Origin of the sequence: Rhizobium zaerense (assembly GCF_051810725.1) — a bacterium.
Taxonomy (GTDB): Bacteria; Pseudomonadota; Alphaproteobacteria; order Rhizobiales; family Rhizobiaceae; genus Rhizobium; species Rhizobium leguminosarum_I.
This window is the reverse complement of record NZ_CM132690.1, coordinates 2,497,684-2,521,102: the sequence shown is the minus strand read 5'-3', so window position 1 is coordinate 2,521,102 and position 23,419 is coordinate 2,497,684. Positions and strand designations below refer to the sequence as shown.

The 23,419-nt window shown below is 61.4% G+C and carries 20 protein-coding genes and 1 pseudogene; 13 read left to right on the top strand and 8 right to left on the bottom strand.

The genetic code is table 11. From position 1 onward, the window contains the following. Window positions 1-192: 192 nt before the first annotated feature. The 3 genes and pseudogenes from ACS4RR_RS12160 to ACS4RR_RS12150 form a co-directional block, all read right to left on the bottom strand. On the bottom strand, window positions 193-1,950 hold the full coding sequence (locus tag ACS4RR_RS12160) for a phospholipase D-like domain-containing protein (RefSeq protein WP_456188836.1): 1,758 nt from the start codon (window positions 1,948-1,950) through the stop codon (window positions 193-195). Between the two features lie 240 nt (window positions 1,951-2,190). After that, complete coding sequence (locus ACS4RR_RS12155) at window positions 2,191-2,979, bottom strand: DUF899 domain-containing protein (RefSeq protein WP_456188835.1); 789 nt, start codon at window positions 2,977-2,979, stop codon at window positions 2,191-2,193. 236 nt (window positions 2,980-3,215) lie between these two features. After that, a pseudogene (locus ACS4RR_RS12150) lies at window positions 3,216-3,533 on the bottom strand (nucleotidyl cyclase domain-containing protein); the annotation flags it as partial. 231 nt (window positions 3,534-3,764) lie between these two features. Here ACS4RR_RS12150 and ACS4RR_RS12145 point away from each other — a divergent pair. Both ACS4RR_RS12145 and ACS4RR_RS12140 read left to right on the top strand, forming a co-directional pair. Next, on the top strand, window positions 3,765-4,532 hold the full coding sequence (locus ACS4RR_RS12145; RefSeq protein ID WP_456188834.1) for an adenylate/guanylate cyclase domain-containing protein: 768 nt from the start codon (window positions 3,765-3,767) through the stop codon (window positions 4,530-4,532). A gap of 72 nt (window positions 4,533-4,604) precedes the next feature. Beyond that, window positions 4,605-5,402: a class I SAM-dependent methyltransferase gene (locus ACS4RR_RS12140; protein ID WP_456188833.1), complete on the top strand. Its 798-nt coding sequence runs from the start codon at window positions 4,605-4,607 to the stop codon at window positions 5,400-5,402. Window positions 5,403-5,517: 115 nt separating this feature from the next. Here the strand turns inward: ACS4RR_RS12140 and ACS4RR_RS12135 are convergent, their stop codons facing one another. The 4 genes from ACS4RR_RS12135 to ACS4RR_RS12120 form a co-directional block, all read right to left on the bottom strand. Then, window positions 5,518-5,895: a rhodanese-like domain-containing protein gene (locus ACS4RR_RS12135; protein WP_222384140.1), complete on the bottom strand. Its 378-nt coding sequence runs from the start codon at window positions 5,893-5,895 to the stop codon at window positions 5,518-5,520. 223 nt (window positions 5,896-6,118) lie between these two features. Next, on the bottom strand, window positions 6,119-6,508 hold the full coding sequence (locus tag ACS4RR_RS12130; RefSeq protein ID WP_026154197.1) for a hypothetical protein: 390 nt from the start codon (window positions 6,506-6,508) through the stop codon (window positions 6,119-6,121). Window positions 6,509-6,645: 137 nt separating this feature from the next. Further along, the gene (locus ACS4RR_RS12125) at window positions 6,646-6,966 is read right to left on the bottom strand and encodes a DUF982 domain-containing protein (RefSeq protein WP_222384139.1); all 321 of its coding nucleotides are present in this window, start codon (window positions 6,964-6,966) and stop codon (window positions 6,646-6,648) included. A gap of 190 nt (window positions 6,967-7,156) precedes the next feature. Next, on the bottom strand, window positions 7,157-7,498 hold the full coding sequence (locus ACS4RR_RS12120; RefSeq protein ID WP_170255184.1) for a hypothetical protein: 342 nt from the start codon (window positions 7,496-7,498) through the stop codon (window positions 7,157-7,159). A gap of 248 nt (window positions 7,499-7,746) precedes the next feature. Between ACS4RR_RS12120 and ACS4RR_RS12115 the strand changes: the two genes are divergently transcribed. From ACS4RR_RS12115 to dusA, 8 genes are all read left to right on the top strand, one after another. Beyond that, window positions 7,747-9,537 carry a glycoside hydrolase family 15 protein gene (locus ACS4RR_RS12115; protein WP_456188832.1) on the top strand — a complete coding sequence of 597 codons (1,791 nt, stop codon included), beginning with the start codon at window positions 7,747-7,749 and terminating at the stop codon, window positions 9,535-9,537. Window positions 9,538-9,852: 315 nt separating this feature from the next. Beyond that, window positions 9,853-12,891 (top strand): excinuclease ABC subunit UvrB, encoded by a 3,039-nt coding sequence (gene uvrB / locus ACS4RR_RS12110; protein WP_456188831.1) that lies wholly within the window; start codon window positions 9,853-9,855, stop codon window positions 12,889-12,891. 99 nt (window positions 12,892-12,990) lie between these two features. Continuing rightward, entirely contained in the window at window positions 12,991-13,299 is a 309-nt protein-coding gene (locus ACS4RR_RS12105; protein WP_456188830.1) for a hypothetical protein, read from the top strand. A gap of 64 nt (window positions 13,300-13,363) precedes the next feature. Further along, window positions 13,364-13,750, top strand: coding sequence for a GNAT family N-acetyltransferase (locus tag ACS4RR_RS12100; protein ID WP_222384135.1), 387 nt, complete (start codon window positions 13,364-13,366; stop codon window positions 13,748-13,750). Between the two features lie 377 nt (window positions 13,751-14,127). Continuing rightward, complete coding sequence (locus ACS4RR_RS12095; RefSeq protein WP_456188829.1) at window positions 14,128-16,917, top strand: cadherin domain-containing protein; 2,790 nt, start codon at window positions 14,128-14,130, stop codon at window positions 16,915-16,917. Between the two features lie 445 nt (window positions 16,918-17,362). After that, complete coding sequence (locus ACS4RR_RS12090; RefSeq protein WP_456188828.1) at window positions 17,363-17,830, top strand: DUF3828 domain-containing protein; 468 nt, start codon at window positions 17,363-17,365, stop codon at window positions 17,828-17,830. Between the two features lie 759 nt (window positions 17,831-18,589). Continuing rightward, window positions 18,590-18,802 (top strand): cold-shock protein, encoded by a 213-nt coding sequence (locus ACS4RR_RS12085; protein WP_003540801.1) that lies wholly within the window; start codon window positions 18,590-18,592, stop codon window positions 18,800-18,802. 206 nt (window positions 18,803-19,008) lie between these two features. Continuing rightward, window positions 19,009-20,010, top strand: a complete 1,002-nt coding sequence (gene dusA, locus ACS4RR_RS12080; protein ID WP_456188827.1) for a tRNA dihydrouridine(20/20a) synthase DusA — start codon at window positions 19,009-19,011, stop codon at window positions 20,008-20,010. 37 nt (window positions 20,011-20,047) lie between these two features. Here the strand turns inward: dusA and ACS4RR_RS12075 are convergent, their stop codons facing one another. Next, a complete protein-coding gene (locus tag ACS4RR_RS12075) occupies window positions 20,048-21,004 on the bottom strand; it encodes a S1C family serine protease (protein WP_017964780.1) in 957 nt (318 codons plus the stop codon). Between the two features lie 583 nt (window positions 21,005-21,587). Here ACS4RR_RS12075 and ACS4RR_RS12070 point away from each other — a divergent pair. From ACS4RR_RS12070 to ACS4RR_RS12060, 3 genes are all read left to right on the top strand, one after another. Continuing rightward, window positions 21,588-22,424: an alpha/beta fold hydrolase gene (locus tag ACS4RR_RS12070; RefSeq protein WP_027689170.1), complete on the top strand. Its 837-nt coding sequence runs from the start codon at window positions 21,588-21,590 to the stop codon at window positions 22,422-22,424. 87 nt (window positions 22,425-22,511) lie between these two features. Continuing rightward, a complete protein-coding gene (locus ACS4RR_RS12065) occupies window positions 22,512-22,748 on the top strand; it encodes a hypothetical protein (protein ID WP_260111049.1) in 237 nt (78 codons plus the stop codon). Window positions 22,749-22,943: 195 nt separating this feature from the next. Further along, entirely contained in the window at window positions 22,944-23,153 is a 210-nt protein-coding gene (locus tag ACS4RR_RS12060; protein WP_222384277.1) for a hypothetical protein, read from the top strand. Window positions 23,154-23,419 lie beyond the last annotated feature (266 nt).

Here is a 23,419-nt window from a genome sequence, read left to right as displayed (position 1 = left end):
GCCTCCTCATAGACGGGCGGTCAGGCGCACTACCGGTAGCGGGTACAACGCAACCGTGCCCTGAATGTTTCCACCCTGAGAAGAATATGTTGGGCAACCGGCGAGGTATTAATTTGACTTTTGGACGTCAGGCCCGGCGCTTCGGCCATGCGGCAGCCACTTGAGGTTCAAGGGCCGTCGTGACCGGCAACATTACTCCGCCCGCGAAAACAACGCCCGGTCGCGGGCGCGAATGGGGTCGGTCCAGTCGCGCTCGAACCAGGGTGTGCCGCCGGGCTGCGGCGGGCGTTTGAGCTCCAGCGGGCGGGCGGCGCCGTCATTTGCTTCGGAGGCGACGCGGAAGATGTAGTGATCGTACATCCTGAGCGCCTCGATCATGTAGCTGGTCGCCACCGTCCGGTCACGGACGAGGACGAGGTTCTCGCCGTTCTCATCATCGGCGGGTTCGGAGAAATTGTAGGAGCCGAGATAGACCCGCGCCGTCGGCTTGTCGAAGTCGAGCACGACGAATTTGTGGTGCATGCGCGTGCCGCGCTGGTTGCCGTCGACACCGGCAAGACCCGAGGGCTCGGTCAGAAACGGCGGCGGCACGTTGCCGGTCAGGGCCGATGCCCGCACCACCCGCCGACGGTTGTCGGGAGTGAGCACGGCCAAGCCCAGATTGCCGGCCCGCACCTCGGCATCGGCAATGCCCATCACATGCATGTCGGGGCGATCCAGGGCGCGCCCCAATGCCGGGCCGATCGCCCCCTTGGTCATCTGGCCGAGAAAGGCGAGCGAGAAGAACACGCTGGACTCTGCGGTATCGATATCGGCTGCGATCTCGTCGAGCCGGCCATTGGCATCGCTGTGCGGGGAGAAAGCGACCTTGGCGTCGACGCCGTCGAGGCCGAGATCAATCCAGCCGGCGGAACTTGGCGAATCGCGGAAATCCTCGGCGCGTTTGGCAGTGAAATAGCTCTCGAAGGCGGTGAAATAATCCTCGATCGCCTTGTCGCTGTGGACGGCGAGGCTGTTGTTCGACTGTACATAGAGCCCGCGCCAGCTGAGATTGGTCGAACCGTAGAGCACGGTCGAGATGCCGCCGCGGACCGCGATCGATTTCTGATGCTGCAGGTTGGCCATATGCTGGCGCTTGACGTTGGCAGCACCCGCCGAGGCGATCAGCCGCTCCGCCGCCCTCGTCTCCGGCGAATTCGGACGCCCGTGGCCCTCGGTGCGGTCGCTGTCGTCGATGATGATCTTGAGCTTGTCCCCCAGCGCCTCCAGCCGGGTGACCACCTCGGGCAGGTTCAGGTCATAGGCGATGGCGCGCACCTCGGCGCCAGACTCGCGCGCTCTATCCAGCAGCGCAAGCGTTTCGGCCCGCGCCTCGAAGCCCATCCAGGCGAGCGCCCGCTGAGCATCGGCATGGGTCGGCACAAAGTCCAGCCCCTGGTCGCCATCCGGCGGCACTAGGGTGATGATCGTCGGCTCATCGGCGGCAAAATTGCGCACGAAGGCCTGCGACGAGACGAAGCCGCGGGTGAAAGCGACGTTGAGCTTGCCGGGAATGGTCTCGCGCATCAGCGCCAGCTCCGCCTCTTGCGCCTCGCCCGAGGTCAGCGCGCCCGCGGCACCCATAAACTTTGGCGTAACGCGATAGGTGAACTTGCCGGGCAGATCGGCATTGAAGGGAAAATGCACCCAGCGGAACTTCTGGATCGGCGCCTCGGTGGTGCGGATGCCGTCTTCGGGAAGCGGCTGGCCGGGAAAGCCGATGCGGTTGTGCACCGTCTTGAAGAAGTCTGTACCCGGCTCACGATACTGGACGGCGAAACCGACGAAATCGATCGGCGGCCGGCCGTTCTTCCAGTCCATGCCGAGCAGCACCATGCCGTCGCCGCGATGGATGGTCAGCGCAAAAAGCGAAGCGGCATTCCTGCCGGTCACACGAAAATCCGTATCCATGCCCGCCTCCCCTGGAAATCGGGCGAAATCTAGCATGGTTCCGTGACAGTAAGGAGATATGTCGGTGAAATTTTGCGCGCAGAAGGTGCGGGAGGCGACGGCACGGAGCAAGCATCAGCGGCGCCACGAACTGCCCTGCTGATGCGTCGTCATGAAGGGAGATTTGCGGTTGAGTAGACTTTAAGACGGACCGCCGTACCCTCCTGCCTGGACGGGACGGAGGATACGGCCGGACCGACCCTACGGTTTCTCGTTTGCACTCTCGGCCCGAAACGCCGCCTCGCCAGCGTCGGAGACCTCGACCCATTTCTTGTCGGGCTCGGCGTCTGGCATATAGCTGTCGTGCCAGTTCCACCACTTATAGGTCGGGGTCTGCGGATAGCCTTTGGGCGAATCCTCCCAGACTTCCTGGCGGCCGAGCGGCGTGATGTCGAGATAGTTCCAGGTGCCGCCCATCTGCTCGTCGCCGCGGTTGTTGATGAAATAGGTGCGGAAGATGCGCTCGCCGTCGCGGTAGAACACATTGGTGCCGTGCCACTCGTCGACGCCGAAGTCCTTGTCGAAGCTGTCGGTGATCGTCACCCACGGCATCGTCCAGCCCATCCGCGCCTTCAGCCGTGCAATGTCGGCCTGCGGCGCGCGCGAGGCGAAGACCAGCGTCGTGTCGCGGGCGTTGAGATGGGCGACATGGGCGACCTGATCGGCCACCATCGAGCAGCCGCGGCAGGCATGCTCGGGCCAGCCGAACACGCCGGGCTCGTAGAAGGCGCGGTAGAGGATGAGCTGGTGTCTGCCTTCGAACAGGTCGAGCAGGCTGACCTTGCCCTGAGGACCTTCGAACGCATAGGCCTTCTCCACCACCATCCACGGCATGCGCCGGCGCTCGGCGGCCAGCGCGTCGCGGGCGCGGGTCTCAGCCTTTTCCTTCACGAGCAGTTTCGCGCGGGCCGCCTCCCAGGCCTGCGGCGACACGACCGGTGGTTTGTGTATGGCTTGTCCGTTTTTGGCATTCTCGGCTGAAGCAGTCATGGCTTTCAATCTCCTCATTGGGGCGATTTTCCAGGCTTGGACGCCCGCTTCATCGCGCATTGGTCTGAGATAGTTTCGCATCGGAAATCGAACAGTGGGAGTAACAAGTGTGACCGTATTCCCTGGAACCGTCGGTCGCAGCCTTGGCGCGCGAATGGTGTTGGCCGGGAGCGCGTTCATTGGCGCGACCTTATTTACGCATTGCACACGTGCTAAAACGCGACAAAACGGCGCATGCCCTTGACAATGATATCGCCGAGATTGATGCCGATCCGGAACTCCAGCCGGTGCTCCGGGAACGCCGCGCCATTCTGCGAGGCTTTCAGCTGCTGAATCTCCACCGCGCAGCGCAAGGCATCGACGACACTCTGAAATTCGGCCAGCAGACCATCGCCCATGGTCTTGGCCAGCCGGCGGTGATGACGTTCGATCGCCGGCTCGAAGACATCGTTCTGGTCCGCCTGAAAACGTGCACGGGTGCCCTCTTCGTCGATCTGCCTCAATCGACTGTAACCGACATCAGCGATCAGGATTGCGGCAAGACGGCGCTCCATCCCCGGTCTTTCCTGGAGAGCTAATGTATTGTTAACAATATCCCACAGGAGGTTCCACGGCGATGCTATCGTCTGGCCGGGCGATATTCAACTTAGTGGCGACGTGTCCGATAAGGATTGGGCCGGGTGAAATACTTCAATCCATCGTCACTCCAGACCATCAGCAGAGTTGCCAAAAGCAAGCGAATGTCGGAAGCTTGTGTTTAGCTATCAAGCGATGGATTGCGAGATATGACGACGGCCTCATCAAGGGAGTCAGCCAGGCACGGCAGCGCCAGGATCTGCCGCGGCTGCTGGGACCAAATGCATATGCCGATTCCGATCGGCGGCCCCCTCGCCTTTCCCTTCCGCGCCTTCGGCATCACCCGCAGCAAGATGAATCCGGATATCTGCACGATCTGCGAACGCTCCTTCCAATATGTCAAGAAGCAGCGCCAGATCACCGTCGACGCCACCATCCTGTTTGCCGATATCCGGGGCTTCACGGATCTGTCGGAGCGCATCGATGCGGTGCAACTGAGCGGGATCGTCAGCCTATTTCAGGATCGCTGCGCGCAGGCAATCTGGGCGCATGACGGCATCGTCAACAAGCAGATGGGCGACGGCCTGATGGCGATCTTCAATTTCCCGATCGTCAGAAAGGATCACGCCGGCGCTGCGATCCTGGCCGCACAGGAGATCCAGCAAAACTGCGCCGCCGCCCTGAACGGCCTGGCGCTCGAGGCATTGCCCGGCCGCACTCTCGGCGTCGGCGTCGGCATCCATTCCGGCAAGGTCCAGATCGGCGAATTCTCGAGCTTCCGCAGCGATTTCACCGCCATCGGCGGCGTCGTCAATCAGGCCGCAAGGCTGGAATCCCACGCCGCAGCCGGGGAGATCCTGATCTCGGCCGAAACAGCCGCGAAGGCCGCCGATCTCGCCGCAGGCGCCGAAGCCCGCATGCTTGTGCTCAAGGGCATCGAGCAGCCGGTGCAGGCCAGCGTTCTGATCAAGCGCTGAACGACTGCCAACGCTGCAGGCCTTTTCTCACGGCATTGCTTCGTCAACTGACCGGGAGGTGTCGGAAAGCCCATGCCATCCACTTTCGTCGCCAAGGGTGCCAAGGCTTATGAGGCCGGCATGGGGCGCTGGAGCCAGCGGCTGGCAGCACCCTTCGTTGATTTCGCAGGCGTGCCATCTTGTGGTCGCGTCCTTGACGCAGGCTGCGGCACCGGCAGCCTGACACTCTCCCTCTCCGCTTACCCCGAATTGGAAGCCATCGAAGCCATCGATTTCGAGGAAGACTTCGCGGCCACCCTGCGCATGCGCACTGACGATCCCCGGATCAATGCCCAACAAGGCGACGTCTGCGCCCTGCCCTATGAAGACCAGACTTTCGACGCCGTCTATTCCCTGCTGGTGCTGCATTTCGTCTCCGATGCCGACCGGGCCGTGCAGGAAATGCGCCGCGTCTCGAAACCGGGCGCCATCGCTGCCGCTGCCGTCTGGTCTTATGATGGCATGCCGAGCTGGCGCCTGTTCTGGGACACGGTCCGCGCCATCGAGCCCGAAGCCTCAGGCAAGGGCATCCCCACGGGAAGGCGGCCGCTGACGGCGGAAGACGAGTTGCGTCAGGTGTTCGAAAACGCGGGCTTCGCCGATGTTGCCGAGACGACGTTGACGATCACGATGCGTTACGCTGGCTTCGATGACTTTTGGCTTCCAAAGGTCTATGGCCAGGGAACCTTCGCGGCCTATTTCGATGCCTTGCCGAGGGCAAGGCGCGATCGTCTGTTGGAAGCGATGCGAGCGGTCTATCTTGGCGGCGGGAGCGAGGATGGCCCTCGCGGATTCGAGAGCGTTGCCTTTGCGGTGCGCGGCACCGCTTAGCACGCCGCCGGAGGCTGTTTCACCGGTGCGTTTCTGAAAACAACATCGCATGGCCGCAGTCCGGTATCTTCTCCCAGGGCCGAAAGGTAACGCTTCCGAAGCCTCGCCTCTTTTGTCAGTACTTCATATTCCGCAATTCGGGAAAATCATAGTAACGCAGCCGTTCCTCGTGGCAGCGATGGTCGTTCTTTTTCAGGTACAATATCATGTCGTCTTGCAAGCCCAGGCCGATATAGGACCAGTTCGGGTTGGCACGTTCCGTCGTGCGCGTGCAATAAGCATAAATCTGCTTTTCCGGATTAAGCAGAACCACGCTTGAAATCTCAGCCTTTACGAAGTTCCCCGGTTTGATGGTTCCACGCAAAGCGTCGACGTATTCGCGTCGAACCGCGTTGGAAGGCGGCCGCTGGGAATCGACAACGGACTGCGGCGCCGGAGTCTGGCAGCCAGACAGTGCCAGCGGGACAGCGCAAACAAGGATTTTGATTTTCATTCAGTTGGATCTCCCTCTATCAAAGTTGTTGGACCGGCTTTCCCGGAGGCTATGGCTGAAAGCAGCAATGTCGCAGCCTGTAGTTCGACGCTCCGCCCTGCGGGCTGCGCACCTCAGCATCAGGAAGGTCGCAGGATGCCGCGCCTCAACGACACCAAATGCCTGTCGCGCACCGCTCAACAAAGCCTTGAGCGGCGGCGCGGTCGGAGCCCTCGCCCCTGCGTCAGGTCTTCATGCCGGTCAGTTCAGGAAACGGGTAATAGCGCAGCCGCTTGTCGCGGCAGCGATCGTCATTCACCGTTGCGCCTAATATTTTGCCATCTGTGAAGGAGACGCCGAGGTAGGCCCAGTCTCCCCAGCCGCGCTTGGGCACCAAACGCACGCAGTAAGCATAGATCTTTTTCTCAGGTTCAAGCACCACCACGCTGGAAATGCGGGCCCATACGACTTCTCCTGCTTCGTGCCGATAACTTCTCTTGAACACGATATTGATGAAGTTCTGCCGGACGTCATTCGAGGGAGGACGCTGGGAATCCGCAATGGATTGCGACACCGGGGCGTTGCAGCCGGCCAGTATCAGCAGAGCGGCACAAGCAAGGACTTTCATTCTCATTCAGTTGAATCCCCAAAGAATCGGAACGCGGCGACGCTCCGTATTTCCTACAAACACAGCGGGAATAATATTTGCAATACATGAAAGGAAACATTGTTGGCGCTGCGGGACGCGCAGATCTAGCAGCGTCACTCCACCTATACCGCAGGGTTCAAGGCGGAGGCTTCTGCGCCGTCTTCATCATCATTGATCGTAACGCCGGCTTCCAACGCGGCCAGGATGAAGGCCTGCCGCACCGTCTCGGCCGGCATGCGCCCGGCAAGCCAGGCGCGGCAGAAATCGATCGCCCTCTGCTGATGGACGCCGCCATTGACCGGCCAGTCCGAGACGAGTGCATAAAGCGCATCCTGCGGTGAGCGGAGAACCAGGCGTTCGCCGGTATCGAGGTCGATCGAGATCGTTTTTTTCCAGAATGCGGAATGGTCGCTAATGGCAGTTGCACCTGAAACTGAAGTCACAGGAAACTAACTGCGGAAGACCGATTTCGGTTCCGATACGAGGGTGCGGACGATCGCCGCGCGACATTTCACGAATGCCGTCGAGCTTCGGGTGAAGAAACAACGGGTGGCGAATGGATATTGAAAGCGGGATCGCCCCGGCCAATGCCCACTTTGGCCGGGCCGATTTTGATGGTTGCCGCCCCGGCCGTCAGCCGGGCAGCTTGCAGCCCTTGCTCATTCCAGCGGATTGCATGGCCGAAACCTTACCTTTGGACGCGGCAATTTCGCCTTCCTTGTCTCCCCCGGCGACGCTGCCGATGGGGACGCCGACGAGGAAGACACCAAAAGCATCACCGTTCGCTGCGCTGATCTGCTGCTTGGACAGGTCGTCGAGCTTGGCCTTCTCTTTCTTCTGTTCCACTGCGAGCGCCTCGCAACTGAGGTTCGTATAGGCCGCCATCGGAATATCGACCTGGACGATGGCGTCAGGACGTTTGGCGCAGCCGGCCACTGCCGCGGCGGCCGCGAATGCAATGATGATCTTGTTCATGAATGGTCCCCAATTCCCGCAGCAGCTGTAACATCACCGCCCGCAATGCGGGAGCCGGCAGAGCCTTCAACCACAGACTTTTTTTATCGGGACACTTCCCGTTTCGGATTGGCATTGCTGACATGCCCCCAATTGATATCCGGAGTTTACATGATAGCCGGCACGCCGACCGCCCCGTTAGTTTCCGTGCTTGACCTCCGCGCACGGCCTCTACCTAAAAGCCCGACTGCTGTGCAAAGGAGGCTCCGGTGTCGGTACCCATTGAGGACTACGCGCTCATCGGCGATTGCGAAACCGCCGCACTCGTCTCGAAGAACGGCTCGATCGACTGGCTCTGTTTTCCGCGCTTCGATTCCCCCGCCTGTTTTGCCGCCCTGCTCGGCGCCGAGGATAACGGCTTCTGGTCGCTGTCACCGTCAAGTGAAAATGTCCGCGTCACGCGCCGCTACCGCAACGATACGCTCATTCTCGAAACCGAGTTTCAGACAGAGACCGGCACCGCCGTTCTCATCGACTTCATGCCGCTTCGCGATAGCACGAGCGATCTGATGCGCATCGTCGAGGGCAAGAGCGGCACTGTCGCCTTCGATATGGAGCTCAACCTTCGCTTCGATTACGGCCGAACCGTTCCCTGGGTCACGCATGGCGAGGATGGCGGCATCACCGCCATTGCCGGCCCGGACAGGCTAACCCTGAATTGCGCCGTCCCGCTCGAAGGCCGCGGCCTGAGCACGGTCGGCTCCTTCCAGCTTGCCGCTGGCGAGAGCCAGATCTTCACTCTGACTTGGTCCCCCTCGCATATGCCGCAGCCGGCTCAGCGGCAGGTGGAATATGCGCTGCCGGACACGGAGGAATTCTGGCAATCCTTTGCCGCGACCTGCCCGAAAGTGGGCCGGTGGACGGAACAGGTCAAACGCTCGCTCATCACGCTCAAGGCACTGACCTACATGCCGACGGGTGGCATCGTCGCCGCGGCGACAACCTCCCTGCCGGAAAAGATCGGCGGGCCGCGCAACTGGGACTACCGCTATTGCTGGCTGCGCGACGCGACGCTGACCCTGCTCGCCCTGATGAAACTCGGCTATTACGAGGAAGCCAGTGCCTGGCGCAAGTGGCTGCTGCGCGCGGTCGCCGGCGCGCCGGCGCAGATACAGATCATGTATGGCGTCGCCGGCGAGCGAAACCTGCTGGAATGGCAGGTTCCCTGGCTGAGTGGCTACGAGGGCTCGACACCCGTGCGCATCGGCAATGCCGCTGCCGAACAGGTGCAGCTCGATGTCTACGGCGAGGTGGCCGACGCCATGCTGCAGGCCCGCAAGGGCGGGCTTCCGCCGCATCACCGCGAACGCGAACTGGCGGCGGCCATTCTGCCCTTTCTCGAAAAAATCTGGGTGGAGCCCGATGAAGGCATCTGGGAGGTGCGCGGCCAGCGCCAGCATTTCACCTATTCGAAGGTCATGGCCTGGGTGGCCTTCGACCGCGCCGTCCAGATTGCCGAGGCGGACGGCGAGCCCGAGGCCGCCGCACGTTGGCGCACGCTCGCAGATCACATCCATGCCGAGGTTTGCGAGAAGGCTTTCGATCCCGAACTCGGCTGTTTCGTGCAGGCCTACGGCTCCAAGGCGCTTGATGCCAGCCTGCTGCATCTCGGCATGGTCGGCTTCATCCCGCCTGATGATCCGCGCTATGTCGCGACAGTCGAGGCGATCGAGCGCAAGCTGCTGCGCGATGGCCTGCTGCTGCGCTACGAAACGCAGGAGGTGGACGACGGCCTGCCGCCAGGCGAAGGCGCGTTCCTCGCCTGCAGCTTCTGGCTCGTCGACGCCCTCGGCATGATCGGCCGCCGCGACGATGCGCTGCGCCTGTTCGAGCGGCTGCTTTCTATCTGCAACGATGTCGGGCTTCTGGCGGAAGAATATGATCCCGCCGCCCGCCGCATGCTCGGCAACTTCCCGCAGGCCTTCAGCCATGTCGGGTTGATCAACAGTGCGTTGAACCTCGCGCGGCTGGAGGGGCCGGCGGACCAGCGTTCGGCTTGATGGGGGATCAGCCCGGTTTGTACCGTCGAAAAAGACCCCTCCCCAACCCCTCCCCACAGGTGGGAGGGGCTAATCCGGCGACACCGCCTTGCCTCTTCCGAAACGTTGAGGAATTGGAAAAGCGGGTGCCGCAAATTAAGCCCCTCCCCCTTGTGGGGAGGGGTTGGGGCTGGGTCTTTGGTATTGTGGGGCGGGCTCTTTGATATCGCACGTTGAGCCACCACCCCACTATTCAAAAATCCGAACGATTCATTCGTTTCCCTTTTGTACTCTTTCCCTCTTCACTTTCGCCCTGACTCCCTCCATATTCCCGCCATGGCCAGATCTCCGAAGAAATCCCCCGCCCCGAATGGCTTCGAGGAAGCTCCCCAATCGTCTTTTGAGGGAGCCCCACTCTCAGGCTCGGTTGCCGATTGGGTGAAGCAGCTGGAGGCCGATGCCGAAGCCTCGGGCGTCGAGACACAGCGCCAGATCGCCTCCAAGGCCGGCAAACATCGCAAGAAGGTCGAAATTGCCGCCAAATCGGCCGAAGGCCGCAAGCCCGAACGGGCGTCCGAGCCGTTGCGAGGCCCTCGCGGAGCGAAGGCGCAAAGCGCCGACAGCGTGAGCGCTTCAAAGAGTGCGCGCGGCACCTCCATGGGCGGCTCGACCGACCCGAAGACGCGCGCGGCCGCCGGCCTTAATCCTGTTTCCGGCATGGACACGACGCTGGAAGAGGCCTCGTCGCTGCAGGCGGGCACCGCCGTCACCGCCACGGTCGAGGCGCTGTCGGCGCTGATCGAGAGCGGCAATCCGCTGCACAAGAACGGCAAGATCTGGACGCCGCACCGCCCTGCCCGGCCGGACAAATCCGAAGGCGGCATCGCCATCCGCATGCAGTCGGATTACGAGCCGGCCGGCGACCAGCCGACCGCCATCCGCGATCTCGTCGAGGGGCTGGAGAATGGCGACCGCAGCCAGGTGCTGCTCGGCGTCACCGGCTCCGGCAAGACCTTCACCATGGCCAAGGTGATCGAGGCGACGCAGCGCCCGGCCGTCATCCTGGCGCCGAACAAGACGCTGGCCGCCCAGCTCTATTCCGAATTCAAGAATTTCTTCCCCGACAATGCAGTGGAATATTTCGTTTCCTACTATGATTATTACCAGCCGGAAGCCTATGTGCCGCGCTCCGATACCTATATCGAGAAGGAAAGCTCGATCAACGAGCAGATCGACCGCATGCGCCACTCGGCGACCCGCTCACTGCTCGAACGCGACGATTGCATCATCGTCGCCTCGGTCTCCTGCATCTATGGTATCGGCTCGGTCGAGACCTATACGGCGATGACCTTCCAGATGTCGGTCGGCGACCGGCTCGACCAGCGCCAGCTGCTGGCCGACCTCGTCGCCCAGCAATACAAGCGCCGCGATATGGATTTCACCCGCGGCTCCTTCCGCGTGCGCGGCGACACGATCGAACTCTTCCCCGCCCACTTGGAGGATGCCGCCTGGCGCATCTCGATGTTCGGCGACGAGATCGACGCCATCACCGAGTTCGACCCGCTCACCGGCCAGAAGGTCGGCGACCTGAAATCGGTGAAGATCTACGCCAATTCGCACTATGTCACTCCGCGCCCGACGCTGAACGGCGCCATCAAGTCGATCAAGGAGGAGCTCAGGCTTCGCCTTGCCGAGCTGGAGAAGGCAGGCCGCCTGCTGGAAGCCCAGCGCCTGGAGCAGCGCACCCGCTACGATATCGAAATGCTCGAAGCCACAGGCTCCTGCCAGGGCATCGAAAACTATTCGCGTTACCTCACCGGCCGCGACCCCGGCGATCCGCCGCCGACGCTGTTCGAATATATCCCCGACAACGCCCTCGTCTTCATCGACGAAAGCCATGTTACCGTGCCGCAGATCGGCGGCATGTACCGGGGCGACTTCAGGCGCAAGGCGACGCTGGCCGAATACGGCTTCCGCCTGCCCTCCTGCATGGACAACCGGCCGCTGCGCTTCGAGGAATGGGACGCCATGCGCCCCGATACCATCGCCGTTTCGGCCACCCCCGGCGCCTGGGAGATGGAACAATCAGGCGGCGTCTTCGCCGAACAGGTGATCCGCCCGACCGGCCTGATCGACCCGCCGGTCGAGGTCCGCTCGGCCCGCAGCCAGGTCGACGACGTGCTCGGCGAGATCCGCGAGACATCGGCCAAGGGCTACCGCACCCTCTGCACCGTGCTGACCAAGCGCATGGCCGAGGACCTGACCGAATATCTGCATGAGCAGGGCGTGCGCGTCCGCTACATGCACTCCGACATCGACACGCTGGAGCGTATCGAGATCCTCCGCGATCTCCGCCTCGGCGCCTTCGACGTGCTCGTCGGCATCAACCTCTTGCGCGAGGGCCTGGACATTCCCGAATGCGGCTTCGTCGCCATCCTCGACGCCGACAAGGAAGGCTTCCTGCGCTCGGAAACCTCGCTGATCCAGACGATCGGCCGCGCCGCCCGCAACGTCGACGGCAAGGTCATCCTCTATGCCGATCAGGTCACCGGCTCGATGAAGCGAGCGATGGAGGAAACCAGCCGCCGCCGCGAAAAGCAGATGATCTATAACCAGGAACACGGCATCACCCCGGAATCGGTCAAGGCCAGGATTTCCGACATCCTCGACAGCGTCTACGAACGCGACCACGTCCGCGCCGATATCTCGGGCGTCTCGGGCAAGGGCTTCGCCGATGGCGGCAATCTCGTCGGCAACAACCTGCAGACCCACCTCAACGCGCTCGAGAAGAGCATGCGCGACGCCGCCGCCGACCTCGACTTCGAAAAAGCCGCCCGCCTTCGCGACGAAATCAAACGCCTCAAGGCTGCCGAGCTGGCGGTTATGGACGACCCGATGGCGCGCGAGGAGTCGAAGGCGATGGAAGGAAAAGCCCGCGGCAAGTCCCCTTCTCCCCCGCGGGGAGAAGGTGCCCAAAGGGCGGATGAGGGGGCCACGCCCTCCTACTTCGCCAAACCCTCAATCGACGACATGGGCCCAGGCACCGACACCGCCACCCCTCTCTTCCGCAAGCCGCACCTCGACGACATGGGCCGCGACATTACCGAACCCGCCAAGAAGACCCTCTTCCGCAAAAACGACCTCGACGAAATGACGGTCGGCCGAACCGAAAAGCCGGTCACCGGCGCACTGCCGGAAAAGCCAGATGCCGCCAAAAGCACGAAGCGGTTTTCACCGCTGCTCGAAGGGCAGCCGGAGCGCGACGACGTGCGGCCGGTCGTGCGCGGGAAGACGGGCGTGGGGAGCTATGAGGACCCGGGCGAGCAGAAGCGCAAGGGGCGGACGAAGGGAAAGACTGGGCGGCCGGGGCGATAAAGCAAGGCGCAGAGCCTGGTCGGGCTCTCGCGCGCCGATCTCGGCGTGCGCTCCATCGCCGAGATCCGCCAGGCCGCGCAGAGGAATAGTCTGCGGGCAATGTCGAAGCTCCAGGACGAACGGGTCAACGATCACATGATCGCCTACCGGATCGACGACAACCCGCCGCTGACGCCGGCCATCGTGCTGACGGATGAATTCCGGGCGGTGGTGGATCAGAATTTCCCTGATGGCGCCTTGCTGATCCTGCGCCAGCGCGACGAGGTCGCCGTGATCGACCGAAAAGCGCCCTCCGCGCTGATCACGGCCCGGCAGCTGATCGACATGGCGAAACACCGCGGCGTCGACCTTCTCTCCGACAGGATTTTCGGGCGGCGCGACGGCCGGCTCGTCACTGTGACGGAATGAGCCCATGACGCCTCCGCCCCTGATCCGGAAGACCTCCATGCCCGCTGAAGGAAGGGAACCGCCCATGCTGGACCTGCGCATCGACCCCTTCCCCTCGCCCGCGGAACTGAACGCGCTCTTTTCCGCCGTTTGGGGCAGTCCGCACAACCGCGATTTCACCCCCATCCTCTCCCGCAGCCTCACCCATATCGGCGCCTACCACGACAACCAGCTCATCGGCTTCGTCAACGTCGCATGGGATGGCGGCATCCATGCCTTCATCCTCGATACATCGGTGCATCCTGATATGCGAAGACAAGGCATCGCGACGCGCATGGTCCGCCAAGCGACGAACCTCGCTCGCGAGCGCGGCGCCGAATGGCTGCATGTCGATTTCGAGCCGCATCTGACCGGCCTCTACCGCGCCTGCGGCTTCAGACCCACGGAAGCAGGCCTCATCAAACTCGAGTGACACCTCCCGCGCGGAAAGCCGGACAAGTCGAAGCCAGCAACAACCTGCGATAGTGACGCGGAAGGTCGCGCGCCGCGCCACCGCCGAAGAACCCGCTGAAACACAATTTTTGCGAGAGCATCTCACTCAAAAATGAAAGGTAATACTATTTGGGAGACCCAAGTATCGCCTTGAGTTCTCTAATTAAAAATCGCTTCCCAGTATTTCATCCTTAGCTTTTCATTAAAAAGCAATGAAAAGACACAATTTTGCATTGAAAACTTAATCGGGGATTGGCATAGATCCCCGAGGGGTTGTCGTCCGCCGAGCAATAAAACAGTTCTTTCGGGGATGTCTCATATTGCCAAGTACAACGCATCTTTTGGGGAAAGATATATATGGCCTTGAATATTCTGGACACGAACGGCGCCACAATTACCAAGACCGGCGCTGAGTTCGAAGCGTACGACGTTATCCGCTACTCCGCCGCTAATCCTCTCTCCGCCGTCGCCCTCACCGTCTCAGATTCCAGCCTGGCAGACCTCGCCGACGAGTTGGGCTCGGTTTCCGCGATCGTCAGGGGCTCGAGCGGCCCCAATACGATCACGACGGGCGCCGGCAACGACACCATAGTGAGTGGTGGTGGCGCAGACACGCTGAGCGGCGGCGCCGGTAACGACTTGCTCAATGGTGAAGCAGGCAATGACACGCTGAATGGCGGCGATGGCAATGACGAGATTTACGGCGGCGTCGGCAATGACGTCATCAAGGGCGGCGCGGGTAATGACACGATTAGCGACGGAGATTATTTTTCCGATGTCGCTGAAACCTTCAATATCGATGCCGGCGATGGCAACGACAAAGTGATTTTGTCCACCGGCCCTTTCGCCAAGATATCGGGAACGATAGACGGCGGGGCCGGCACCGACACGCTGCAAGCCAATGATCTGACAGGCCTGACGATCAAGAACGTCGAGATTCTCCAGCCTGCGACATCCAGCGTGACCGCATCGACGGCACAATTCAGATCCTTCGATAAAATCATCGGTACCGGCTCCGATTCTTCCGTCCAACTGGTCTTGACAGACGGCGCCCATGTCGATCTTTCCGACGAGTTGGCAGGCAAGCTAAACTACATCTTTGGCGGCCCTAACGTTTCCGGCATCGACGTCACGACCGGGAGCGCTCGCGACCTTCTCACCGGGACTGCGGGCAGAGACATCTTAGACGCCGGCGACGGCAACGATTATATCAATGGCAATGGTGGCAATGACCGGTTGATCGGCGGCAAGGGCGACGACACGATCGTCGATGGCCAGCTTTCCAGCTCTTCGCCGGAAGTCTTCGACATCGATGCGGGCGACGGGAACGATGTCGTAACCCTCCAGACACCGTCTCAGGCGCTTTCCGGGACGATCGACGGCGGTGCCGGGATTGATACACTGCGAGTGTCCAGGTTTGCCCAGCTGACGATCAAGAATTTCGAAATTCTTGAAACGAATGAGTATGGCTTTACCGGTTCATCCGCGCAGTTAGAAAGCTTTGACAAAATCTCGGGAACGAAGGACGCTTTCGGCTCCTCCATCGCCATCTTGAGATTGACGGACAAGGTCCATGTCGATCTTTCCGACGAGCTTGGAAACAGTCGGGCTAGTATATTTGGCACGGTCTCCGGTATTGACGTCAAGACTGGCGGCGGTGACGACATATTTACGGGAACCGACGGCAACGATATTTTCGATGGCAGCGGCGGCAACGACACGATCAACGGCAATGCCGGCAACGACAAATTGACCGGCGGCGATGGCAACGATCAGATCTTCGGCGGCGTCGGAAATGACGTCATTAAAGGCGGCGCGGGCGACGATAAAATCACCGATGGCGATAATATGTCCACCGCCCCTGAGGCCTTCGATATTGATGCCGGCGATGGCAATGATGCCATCAACTTGCAGTCGCACTCTTCCGCGCTTTCCGGAGTAATCGATGGCGGCGCGGGCACGGACACGCTGCAGGCCATCAAACCTACTTTAGGCCCTGGGCAGGAATCCATCGGGCTTGCCGGTTTCACGATCAAGAACGTCGAAATCCTCGAAACGGCAGGAGCCGAGGTTCTCGCTTCGGCTGCCCAGTTCGAAAGCTTCGACAAGATCGTCATTTACGACAAGCCAGGCTACGAGAACAATGTCCTCGCACTGACATTGACGGACAGCGCCCATGCCGATCTCTCCGACGAGCTGGCCAACCGCCACGTCGACATTTTCGGCACCGCCTTCGGCATCGACGTCAAGACCGGCGGCGGCGACGACTATTTCTTCGGCACCGGCGGCAATGACAGATCTGAAGGCGGCGCCGGCAATGACGTGCTTTTGGGCGGTGCGGGCATTGATACGGCGATCTTCTCAGGCAATTTCGCCAACTACTCCTTCGCGTTGAACAATGGCAGCCATATCCTGACGAGCGTCCTGGAGGGCAAGGATACGCTGACCGATGTTGAATTCGCCCGTTTTGCCGACGGCGTCTACGATTTTGCCAAGGGAAAGTTCACGCCCGACGGCAGCAACAGCGCGCCCACCGATATCCAGCTTTCGAAAACCTCCCTGTTGGAAAGTACCCCGATCTGGACCACGGTCGGCCTGCTCAGCGCCAAGGACGCCGACGGCGACACGCTGACCTATACGCTGATCAACGGAGCGGACGATCATTTCCGGCTCAATGGCAATCGCATCGTCACCTCGAAGGCGCTGGACTACGAGACGGACAAGTCGTACACAATCAAGATCGCTGTTTCGGACGGCAAGGTCACGGTCGAAAAGGACATCACGATCAACGTCCTCGACGTCAACGAGACGCCGGTCAACAAGGCGCCTGTTAATCTCGCCTTCTCGCGCAGCTCAGTCTCCGAGAACGTCGCGATCGGCACCTCGGTCGGCCTTCTCACTGCCGTCGATCCTGAAGGCGACACGGTGAAATGGCGGCTGACGGACGACGCCGACGGCATCTTTAAGCTCGTCGGCAACAAGATCCAGACCAAGGCGGCGATCGATTTCGAAAGCACCCATAGCCTGACCTTCACCGCCGAAGCCTACGACGCGGCCGGAAACGTCACCAGCCACGATTTCACGCTGGCTGTGAAGGACGTCTTCGAGCCGTTGGTTTCGAGCTTGCCGCATGAGGCGTTGATTTAGCCGCGACCGGATTGCATGCGATGCAGAGTTGGATCGTGATGGACTTAAACACAGAGGTGGGGCTTGCGGTTATGCAAGCCCCCTATACAAAGTTGATTGGCGTTCTGATCGTCTATGGATACGTTGCCGAGGGTAGATCGGTCCACCTTTCCTCCCCCATTCCTGTGCCTGTCACAAGAATCCAGCCACGGCGCTTCCGCGCCATGAATGACTCTGTGGCAAGATAGAAACTCTCCTGCGCCCAGAGACCTGGGCGCACTGGTTATGACGAGCACAGGAATTGGCGAGGTGGGTAGGCTGGCGTACGCGCCCAAACCCCAACAAGCGCGGGGCCTTTCATCAACAGCGATGGCCGCGCCAATCCCTGGTAACCACCGCCAAAAATGCCGCTCCACCTCGCCCCCCGATTCCGCTATGATTCCTCGCTCATCGGAGGAGAGTTCGCATGCGCCTGCCCACATTCATCCTCGCCCTCGCCCTGTCGGCGCTCGCAGCCTTGCCCGCATCAGCGGCGACCTACAAGACGCCGAAGGCGCTGCTCAAGGCGCTCTATAGCTACGACACCGACAACAGCGACGCCGAGGCGCCATCGCCCTATTCGACTTTCTTCTCCGACCACCTGAACAAGCTCCTTCAGACCGATCTCGACAACACGCCGGAGGGCGATGTCGGCGCAATCGACTTCGATCCCGTCATCGCGGGTCAGGATGGCGCGGCGAGCGACGTCAGGATCGGCCAACCGATCCTGCTGGATGACAAGGCCGAGGTGGAGGTGGAGTTCGAGAACGGCGACGAGGTGACGCTCTTCTATACCTTGGTGCGCGAACACGGCGGCTGGAAGGTCGATGACATCGCCAACCAGAAAGGTGATAATCCCTGGAGCCTGAGCGGGTTGCTGGGGGATGCGCGGTAGGTGGGCGGCCGTTGGGGCCTAGCCTACGACGAGGATGGAGTGGACAATTGCACTGGCTGTAGAATAAAAGCCGCAGGCGCCAAAGAGAGCCCTCATTGTGAGGAGGCCCAGGGGCCGTCTCGAACCACGAGGGCGGGCGTGGAAGCTCCTCCCACCCGCATTCCACAAAGCCCCTATGCAGAATCGAAGGCAACGGCGCCGGTGGCCGCCCCCGTCCTTCGAGGCTTCGCCCTGTGGGCTACGCGCAAGGATGAGGGCGGAGCAAAGACGGCGCGAGGAACACTGGAGAGCAGACTCTGCGATCCGCCTCACCATGAACACTGATCGGTGTGCCCGCCGCCCCGACCGCCCCACGAAATCCCTGCCCGGCTATCAGATCCGTCCGTCATCCCGTTTCGGCACGGAATCCCGCTATGGCACAGGCGTGCAAGAATCCGCTAACCCATCGTCAAGTATCTGAATCTTCGGCATTTCCCGACATCGATGCGGGCATGCCACAATAATCCCGCTTGCTTTTTGCCCGAAATGCTGGCACGAATTGACTTACTCGGGCATTTGCATGCCGGTGACTGGACTGATGTGGTAATCCCTTCCGTTTGGAAGGCGGCGCGGGACTACCCGCCTACGTAGACGTTCTTTCCCCGTACGTGACTTCTCCGACTGACCCTTCGTCCCCATCGATCGGGGCGAAAGCTAAAGCCGTCCGCTTCCTCTCGGGGGCGCGGATACTACACAGACTAAGGGAAAAGGACGATCCCAATGGCCACCAAGGGCACCGTAAAATTCTTCAACCAGGACAAGGGTTTTGGTTTCATCACGCCGGACGGCGGCGCAAAGGACGTTTTCGTCCATATCTCTGCGCTGCAGGCTTCTGGCATCCAGTCGCTGCGCGAAGGCCAGCAGGTTACCTTCGACACCGAGCCGGATCGCATGGGCAAGGGCCCGAAGGCTGTCAACATCTCGGCTTCGTAAGTCAGACTTCCGCTCACGCGGCATGAACGGCGCTCCGCAAGGGGCGCCGTTTCTGTTTGTGGTGATCGGCGGTCATTTGTCGATCGCACCGACAAGTGTTATATGCGCGCTTTATGGATGCCCGCCCCATACGGCGGTGACCGCGCCGCGCTGCGGCAGAGGGCATCGCAGTGCGGCGCCCGGGAATAAGGACCTATGGAACGTCGATGACGCAGAAGAGGCCGATTATTGCGGTCGCCCCGATGATCGACTGGACGGATCGGCATTGCCGCTATTTCCACCGCCAGATCAGCCGCGAGGCGCTGCTCTATACCGAGATGGTGGTAGCCGATGCAATCATCCACGGCCCGCGCGACCGGCTGCTCGGTCATGACGCCGCCGAGCATCCGCTGGCGCTGCAGCTCGGCGGATCGGACCCGGCAAAGCTTGCCGAGGCGGTTAAGATCGCCGAACCCTACTTCTATGACGAGATCAACCTCAATGTCGGCTGCCCCTCCGACCGCGTGCAGTCCGGCACCTTCGGCGCCTGCCTGATGCTGACGCCGGAAACGGTGGCCGAATGCATCGCTGCGATGAAGAGGGTTGCGACCGTGCCGGTGACGGTGAAATGCCGGATCGGCGTCGACGAGCAGGAACCGGAACAGGCGCTGCCCGAGCTGATCACCCGCGTTCTCGATGCCGGCGCCGACGCGATCTGGATCCATGCTCGCAAGGCCTGGCTGAGGGGCCTGAGTCCCAAGGAGAACCGCGAGATCCCGCCGCTCGACTACGAGATCGTCTATCGGATGAAACAGCGCTGGCCCGATGTCTTCATCGGCATCAATGGCGGTATCCGCACGCTCGACGAGGCGGCAAGCCACCTCGCCCATGTCGATGGCGTCATGCTCGGCCGCGCCGCCTATCAGAATGCCGCGATCCTTGCCGACATCGACCAGCGCTTCTTTGGTGCGCCTGCGGCCGAACCGGATTGGGAAGGGCTCTGTAACCGGATGATGGCCTATGCCGAACGCCACATCGCCAGCGGCGGCCGGCTGCAGCACGTGGCCCGCCACATGGTCGGCCTCTTCACCGGCCTGCCCGGCGCAAGACGCTACCGTCAGATCCTGTCGATCGACGCGGCAAAAACCGGCGCCGGGCCGGAGGTGCTGGCGGCGGCCTTTGCGGCGGTGGATTTTTCGGGAACGGAGCAGGAGGCGGTCAGCGCCTGACGTAGGTGACGTCACGTCATGGCGCCGAAGTGCGGCGTCAGGACCGCGCCATCGGCAGCAAGATCTTCTTCTCGATGCGGCCCGCCACCGAAAACACCAAAATCTCCGTATCCCTGCCGATCCTGCTGCCATCCATCAATCGCACGATATCGTCGACGCCGCCGACCGGGCTGCCGTCGATGGCGAGGATATAATCGCCCTCCTGCAGGCCGCCCTTTGCCGCCGGCCCGTCCGGCTCGACGCGGCGGATGCGAACGGAGGTCGTTTGTACCGTGCCCGCCGCAAGGGCCACCCGGCGCGGCAGCACGATCGTATCGCCTGCTATGCCGATGAAGGCACGTCTGACCTGGCCATAGCGGAGAATCTCCGAAACCACGAAATTGGCCGTGTTCGATGCCACGGCAAAGGCGATGCTCTGCGCGCCCTGGATGACGGCAGTGTTGACGCCGATGACCTCCCCGCCCGAAGACACCAGCGGCCCGCCCGAGTTGCCGGGATTGAGCGCCGCATCGGTCTGGATCACGTCCTCCATCAGCCGGCCGCTGGCCGCCCGCATCGACCGGCCGAGCGCCGAGACGATGCCGGCGGTAACCGTCCATTCGAAGCCGAGCGGGTTTCCGATCGCGATCGCGATATGGCCCCTGCGCAGGCGCTGGGAATCTCCGAGCTTCGCCCAGGCGCCGGTGCTTGTATTGGCGCGAATGAGGGCGATGTCGGTATCCACATCCCGGCCGAGCACGCGGCCCTCGGTAACGAAGCCATCGGGCGTGGTGATGCGAACGACCTTGGCGTCATCGACGACATGGTTGTTGGTGATGATCAGGCCGTCAGGCGAGACGGCGAAACCCGACCCGTGCCCCTGCCGGCCGCCCACCCTCTCGATACGGCTGACCGCCGGCCCGACGATGTCGATTGCTGCTGCGATCGATTGCGAATAGGCATCGATCAGCGCCCCGTCGTTCTGAGGCGCTATGTCCTTATCCATGTAACCCATTATTTGATCCTCAGGCGGCAATAACGGCCGTCCCGCCGCCGGCAAAGCCGTCGCGGTTGCGACGGTCCGCCATGGCGCTGTTGTATGAGGATTAGATGGTTGGGCGATGAACCGCGTTCAAGTGAGCGCCGGCAGCTGCATGCACGGGCGGCAGAACGGGAGCCCACCTACCCCGGACAGATATATTGAACTAGCCGGACGGATATATTGAACGAATATCAAAAAAATGGCTCATTACAGACGTTCGCCGTTAAATCAGTCCCTTCGCTACGCCCCTGACGAACTAGCCTGAGACGGCCAACAGCCAAGATACTGTGGATCAAAAGAATGTTTGCAGCGCAAAGCAGCCATGCGAAATGGGCGGGTTCACACCCATCCTCGTGGAAACATACAAACGTTTGTCATATCAATAGAATAGAAAGAGGCATTCGATAAGCACATCAACATATTCGGGTTGATCAGACGCGACCTTCTCGCCCCTAGCCCCCGGCCCAGCGGCGCTCGCGGTTTTGTCAATTCTGCAGGCAACAGCGCAAACTTCTGAGCGCATTAATCCAACCAACCCCACCAACGGAGCCAAAAGATGAGCACGGTTACCACCAAGGACGGCGTCGAGATCTTCTACAAAGATTGGGGGCCGAAGACTGCCCAGCCGATCATGTTCCATCACGGCTGGCCGCTATGCTCCGACGACTGGGACGCCCAGATGCTGTTCTTCCTTGAGAAGGGCTACCGGGTCGTCGCCCATGACCGGCGCGGCCACGGCCGCTCGACCCAGGTGGGCGACGGTCATGATATGGACCATTACGCCGCCGATGCCGCAGCCGTCGTCGAGCATCTCGATCTCAGGAACACCGTCCATGTCGGCCACTCCACCGGCGGTGGCGAAGCGACCCATTATGTCGCCCGCCATGGGCAGCCGCAGGGCCGTGTCGCCAAACTCGTCATCATCGGCGCCGTGCCGCCGATCATGGTGAAGACGGAAGCCAATCCCGGCGGACTGCCGATCGAAGTCTTCGATGGGCTGCGCAAGCAGCTCGCCGACAATCGCGCACAGTTCTATCACGACCTGCCGGCCGGCCCGTTCTACAGCTTCAACCGGCCGGGTGCGAAGGTCCTGGAACCGGTCATCAACAATTGGTGGCGCCAGGGCATGATCGGCGGCGCCAAGGCGCATTACGACGGCATCAAGGCCTTTTCGGAAACCGACTTCACCGAAGACCTGAAGATCATCACCGTGCCGACTTTCGTCATGCACGGCGATGACGACCAGATCGTGCCGATCGCCGACTCCGCCCTGCTCTCGTCCAAGCTCCTGCAGAACGCCACGCTGAAGGTCTACGAGAAATTCCCGCACGGCATGTGCACCACCCATGCCGACATCATAAATCCCGACATCCTCGCCTTCATCAAAGGCTGATCCGCAATGTTGCCGGGCGCCGACGAGGCGCCCGGTTGCTATTATGGCTGTGACTCCAGACGTAGGCACGCCGGCTATGTCGATCGATTGACAGCCAGTGACGCATTTTCCCATGAAACCGTTTTCGCTGATTTGCGTTTAGCGGCCATGAAAAGAGAACGTGAACCCTCATCAAAGGCTTACCGACAGGATCGTTTCGAAAACACCGAGCGAGCCGCCAAGGAAACCATCGAGGCGGAGCAGCGGGCCCGCCGCGAAAAAACGAAGCGGCTGAAAGAGCTGCGCCTGGCGCAACAAAGCGGCCAGGGCCCCGCAACCAAGTAGATCTCACGCTCGCACCATCCGTCCAGCCGACGCCTTGATCGGACTCATCTCGTGCCGCCGCCCGCGCCCGTATCTTCCCGCGCGGCCAAAATTGTTTTTGAATTTCGGACCTTCGCCCATCTTGCAGAGCAAAGATCGCGAAATTATCTTTTTTCCACGAAAGCGATTCACGGCATCCAAAAAAGGCAGATTGCGATGTCAGACAAGCTGTTTAGCACACGTGACGAACCGCTCGCCTCCGAAGATCTGCACGTGTGCAGGCGTGTCCACGAAGCCCTCTGTAGCGGGCTAAAGATCGACAGAACAGGCAAGGAGGCCGACCGTCTTGGTGCCCTCATCATCGAGCTTTACCGCCAGGGTGTGCATGACGAAAGCCAGCTTCGGTTGCTGGCCGGCGGAAGGTGAGCCTGATAGAGCGCCTTCAGGTTCAAAAGAACTTTCACCAATCCCGTTCGCTCGCCAGTGCCTTAGCCATGGACCTGTTGACATCCCGCACCAGCGCCGTCCGGTGAGGCCAGCAGGCTGTCGGCGTAGGCGGTGAGTTCGAGCGGGCCGACATACATACGCAACGGCCGGCAACGAAGCCGGGGTCTGAAGCCCGCGGGCAGTTGCACGGCTGCAGTGCTGACACAGTGCCATGTCGCCAACGACAAACAGCATTGCCCCGTCGT

Coding starts and splice junctions, on each gene's coding strand:
- ACS4RR_RS12070 (WP_027689170.1), top strand. CDS start 21,588: ATGAGCACGGTTACCACCAAGGACGGCGTCGAGATCTTCTACAAAGAT.
- ACS4RR_RS12120 (WP_170255184.1), bottom strand. CDS start 7,498: ATGAACAAGATCATCATTGCATTCGCGGCCGCCGCGGCAGTGGCCGGC.
- ACS4RR_RS12160 (WP_456188836.1), bottom strand. CDS start 1,950: ATGGATACGGATTTTCGTGTGACCGGCAGGAATGCCGCTTCGCTTTTT.
- dusA (WP_456188827.1), top strand. CDS start 19,009: ATGACGCAGAAGAGGCCGATTATTGCGGTCGCCCCGATGATCGACTGG.
- ACS4RR_RS12075 (WP_017964780.1), bottom strand. CDS start 21,004: ATGGGTTACATGGATAAGGACATAGCGCCTCAGAACGACGGGGCGCTG.
- ACS4RR_RS12155 (WP_456188835.1), bottom strand. CDS start 2,979: ATGACTGCTTCAGCCGAGAATGCCAAAAACGGACAAGCCATACACAAA.
- ACS4RR_RS12060 (WP_222384277.1), top strand. CDS start 22,944: ATGTCAGACAAGCTGTTTAGCACACGTGACGAACCGCTCGCCTCCGAA.
- ACS4RR_RS12095 (WP_456188829.1), top strand. CDS start 14,128: ATGGCCTTGAATATTCTGGACACGAACGGCGCCACAATTACCAAGACC.
- ACS4RR_RS12085 (WP_003540801.1), top strand. CDS start 18,590: ATGGCCACCAAGGGCACCGTAAAATTCTTCAACCAGGACAAGGGTTTT.
- ACS4RR_RS12145 (WP_456188834.1), top strand. CDS start 3,765: ATGACGACGGCCTCATCAAGGGAGTCAGCCAGGCACGGCAGCGCCAGG.
- uvrB (WP_456188831.1), top strand. CDS start 9,853: ATGGCCAGATCTCCGAAGAAATCCCCCGCCCCGAATGGCTTCGAGGAA.
- ACS4RR_RS12090 (WP_456188828.1), top strand. CDS start 17,363: ATGCGCCTGCCCACATTCATCCTCGCCCTCGCCCTGTCGGCGCTCGCA.
- ACS4RR_RS12135 (WP_222384140.1), bottom strand. CDS start 5,895: ATGAAAATCAAAATCCTTGTTTGCGCTGTCCCGCTGGCACTGTCTGGC.
- ACS4RR_RS12100 (WP_222384135.1), top strand. CDS start 13,364: ATGCTGGACCTGCGCATCGACCCCTTCCCCTCGCCCGCGGAACTGAAC.
- ACS4RR_RS12130 (WP_026154197.1), bottom strand. CDS start 6,508: ATGAGAATGAAAGTCCTTGCTTGTGCCGCTCTGCTGATACTGGCCGGC.
- ACS4RR_RS12105 (WP_456188830.1), top strand. CDS start 12,991: ATGTCGAAGCTCCAGGACGAACGGGTCAACGATCACATGATCGCCTAC.
- ACS4RR_RS12140 (WP_456188833.1), top strand. CDS start 4,605: ATGCCATCCACTTTCGTCGCCAAGGGTGCCAAGGCTTATGAGGCCGGC.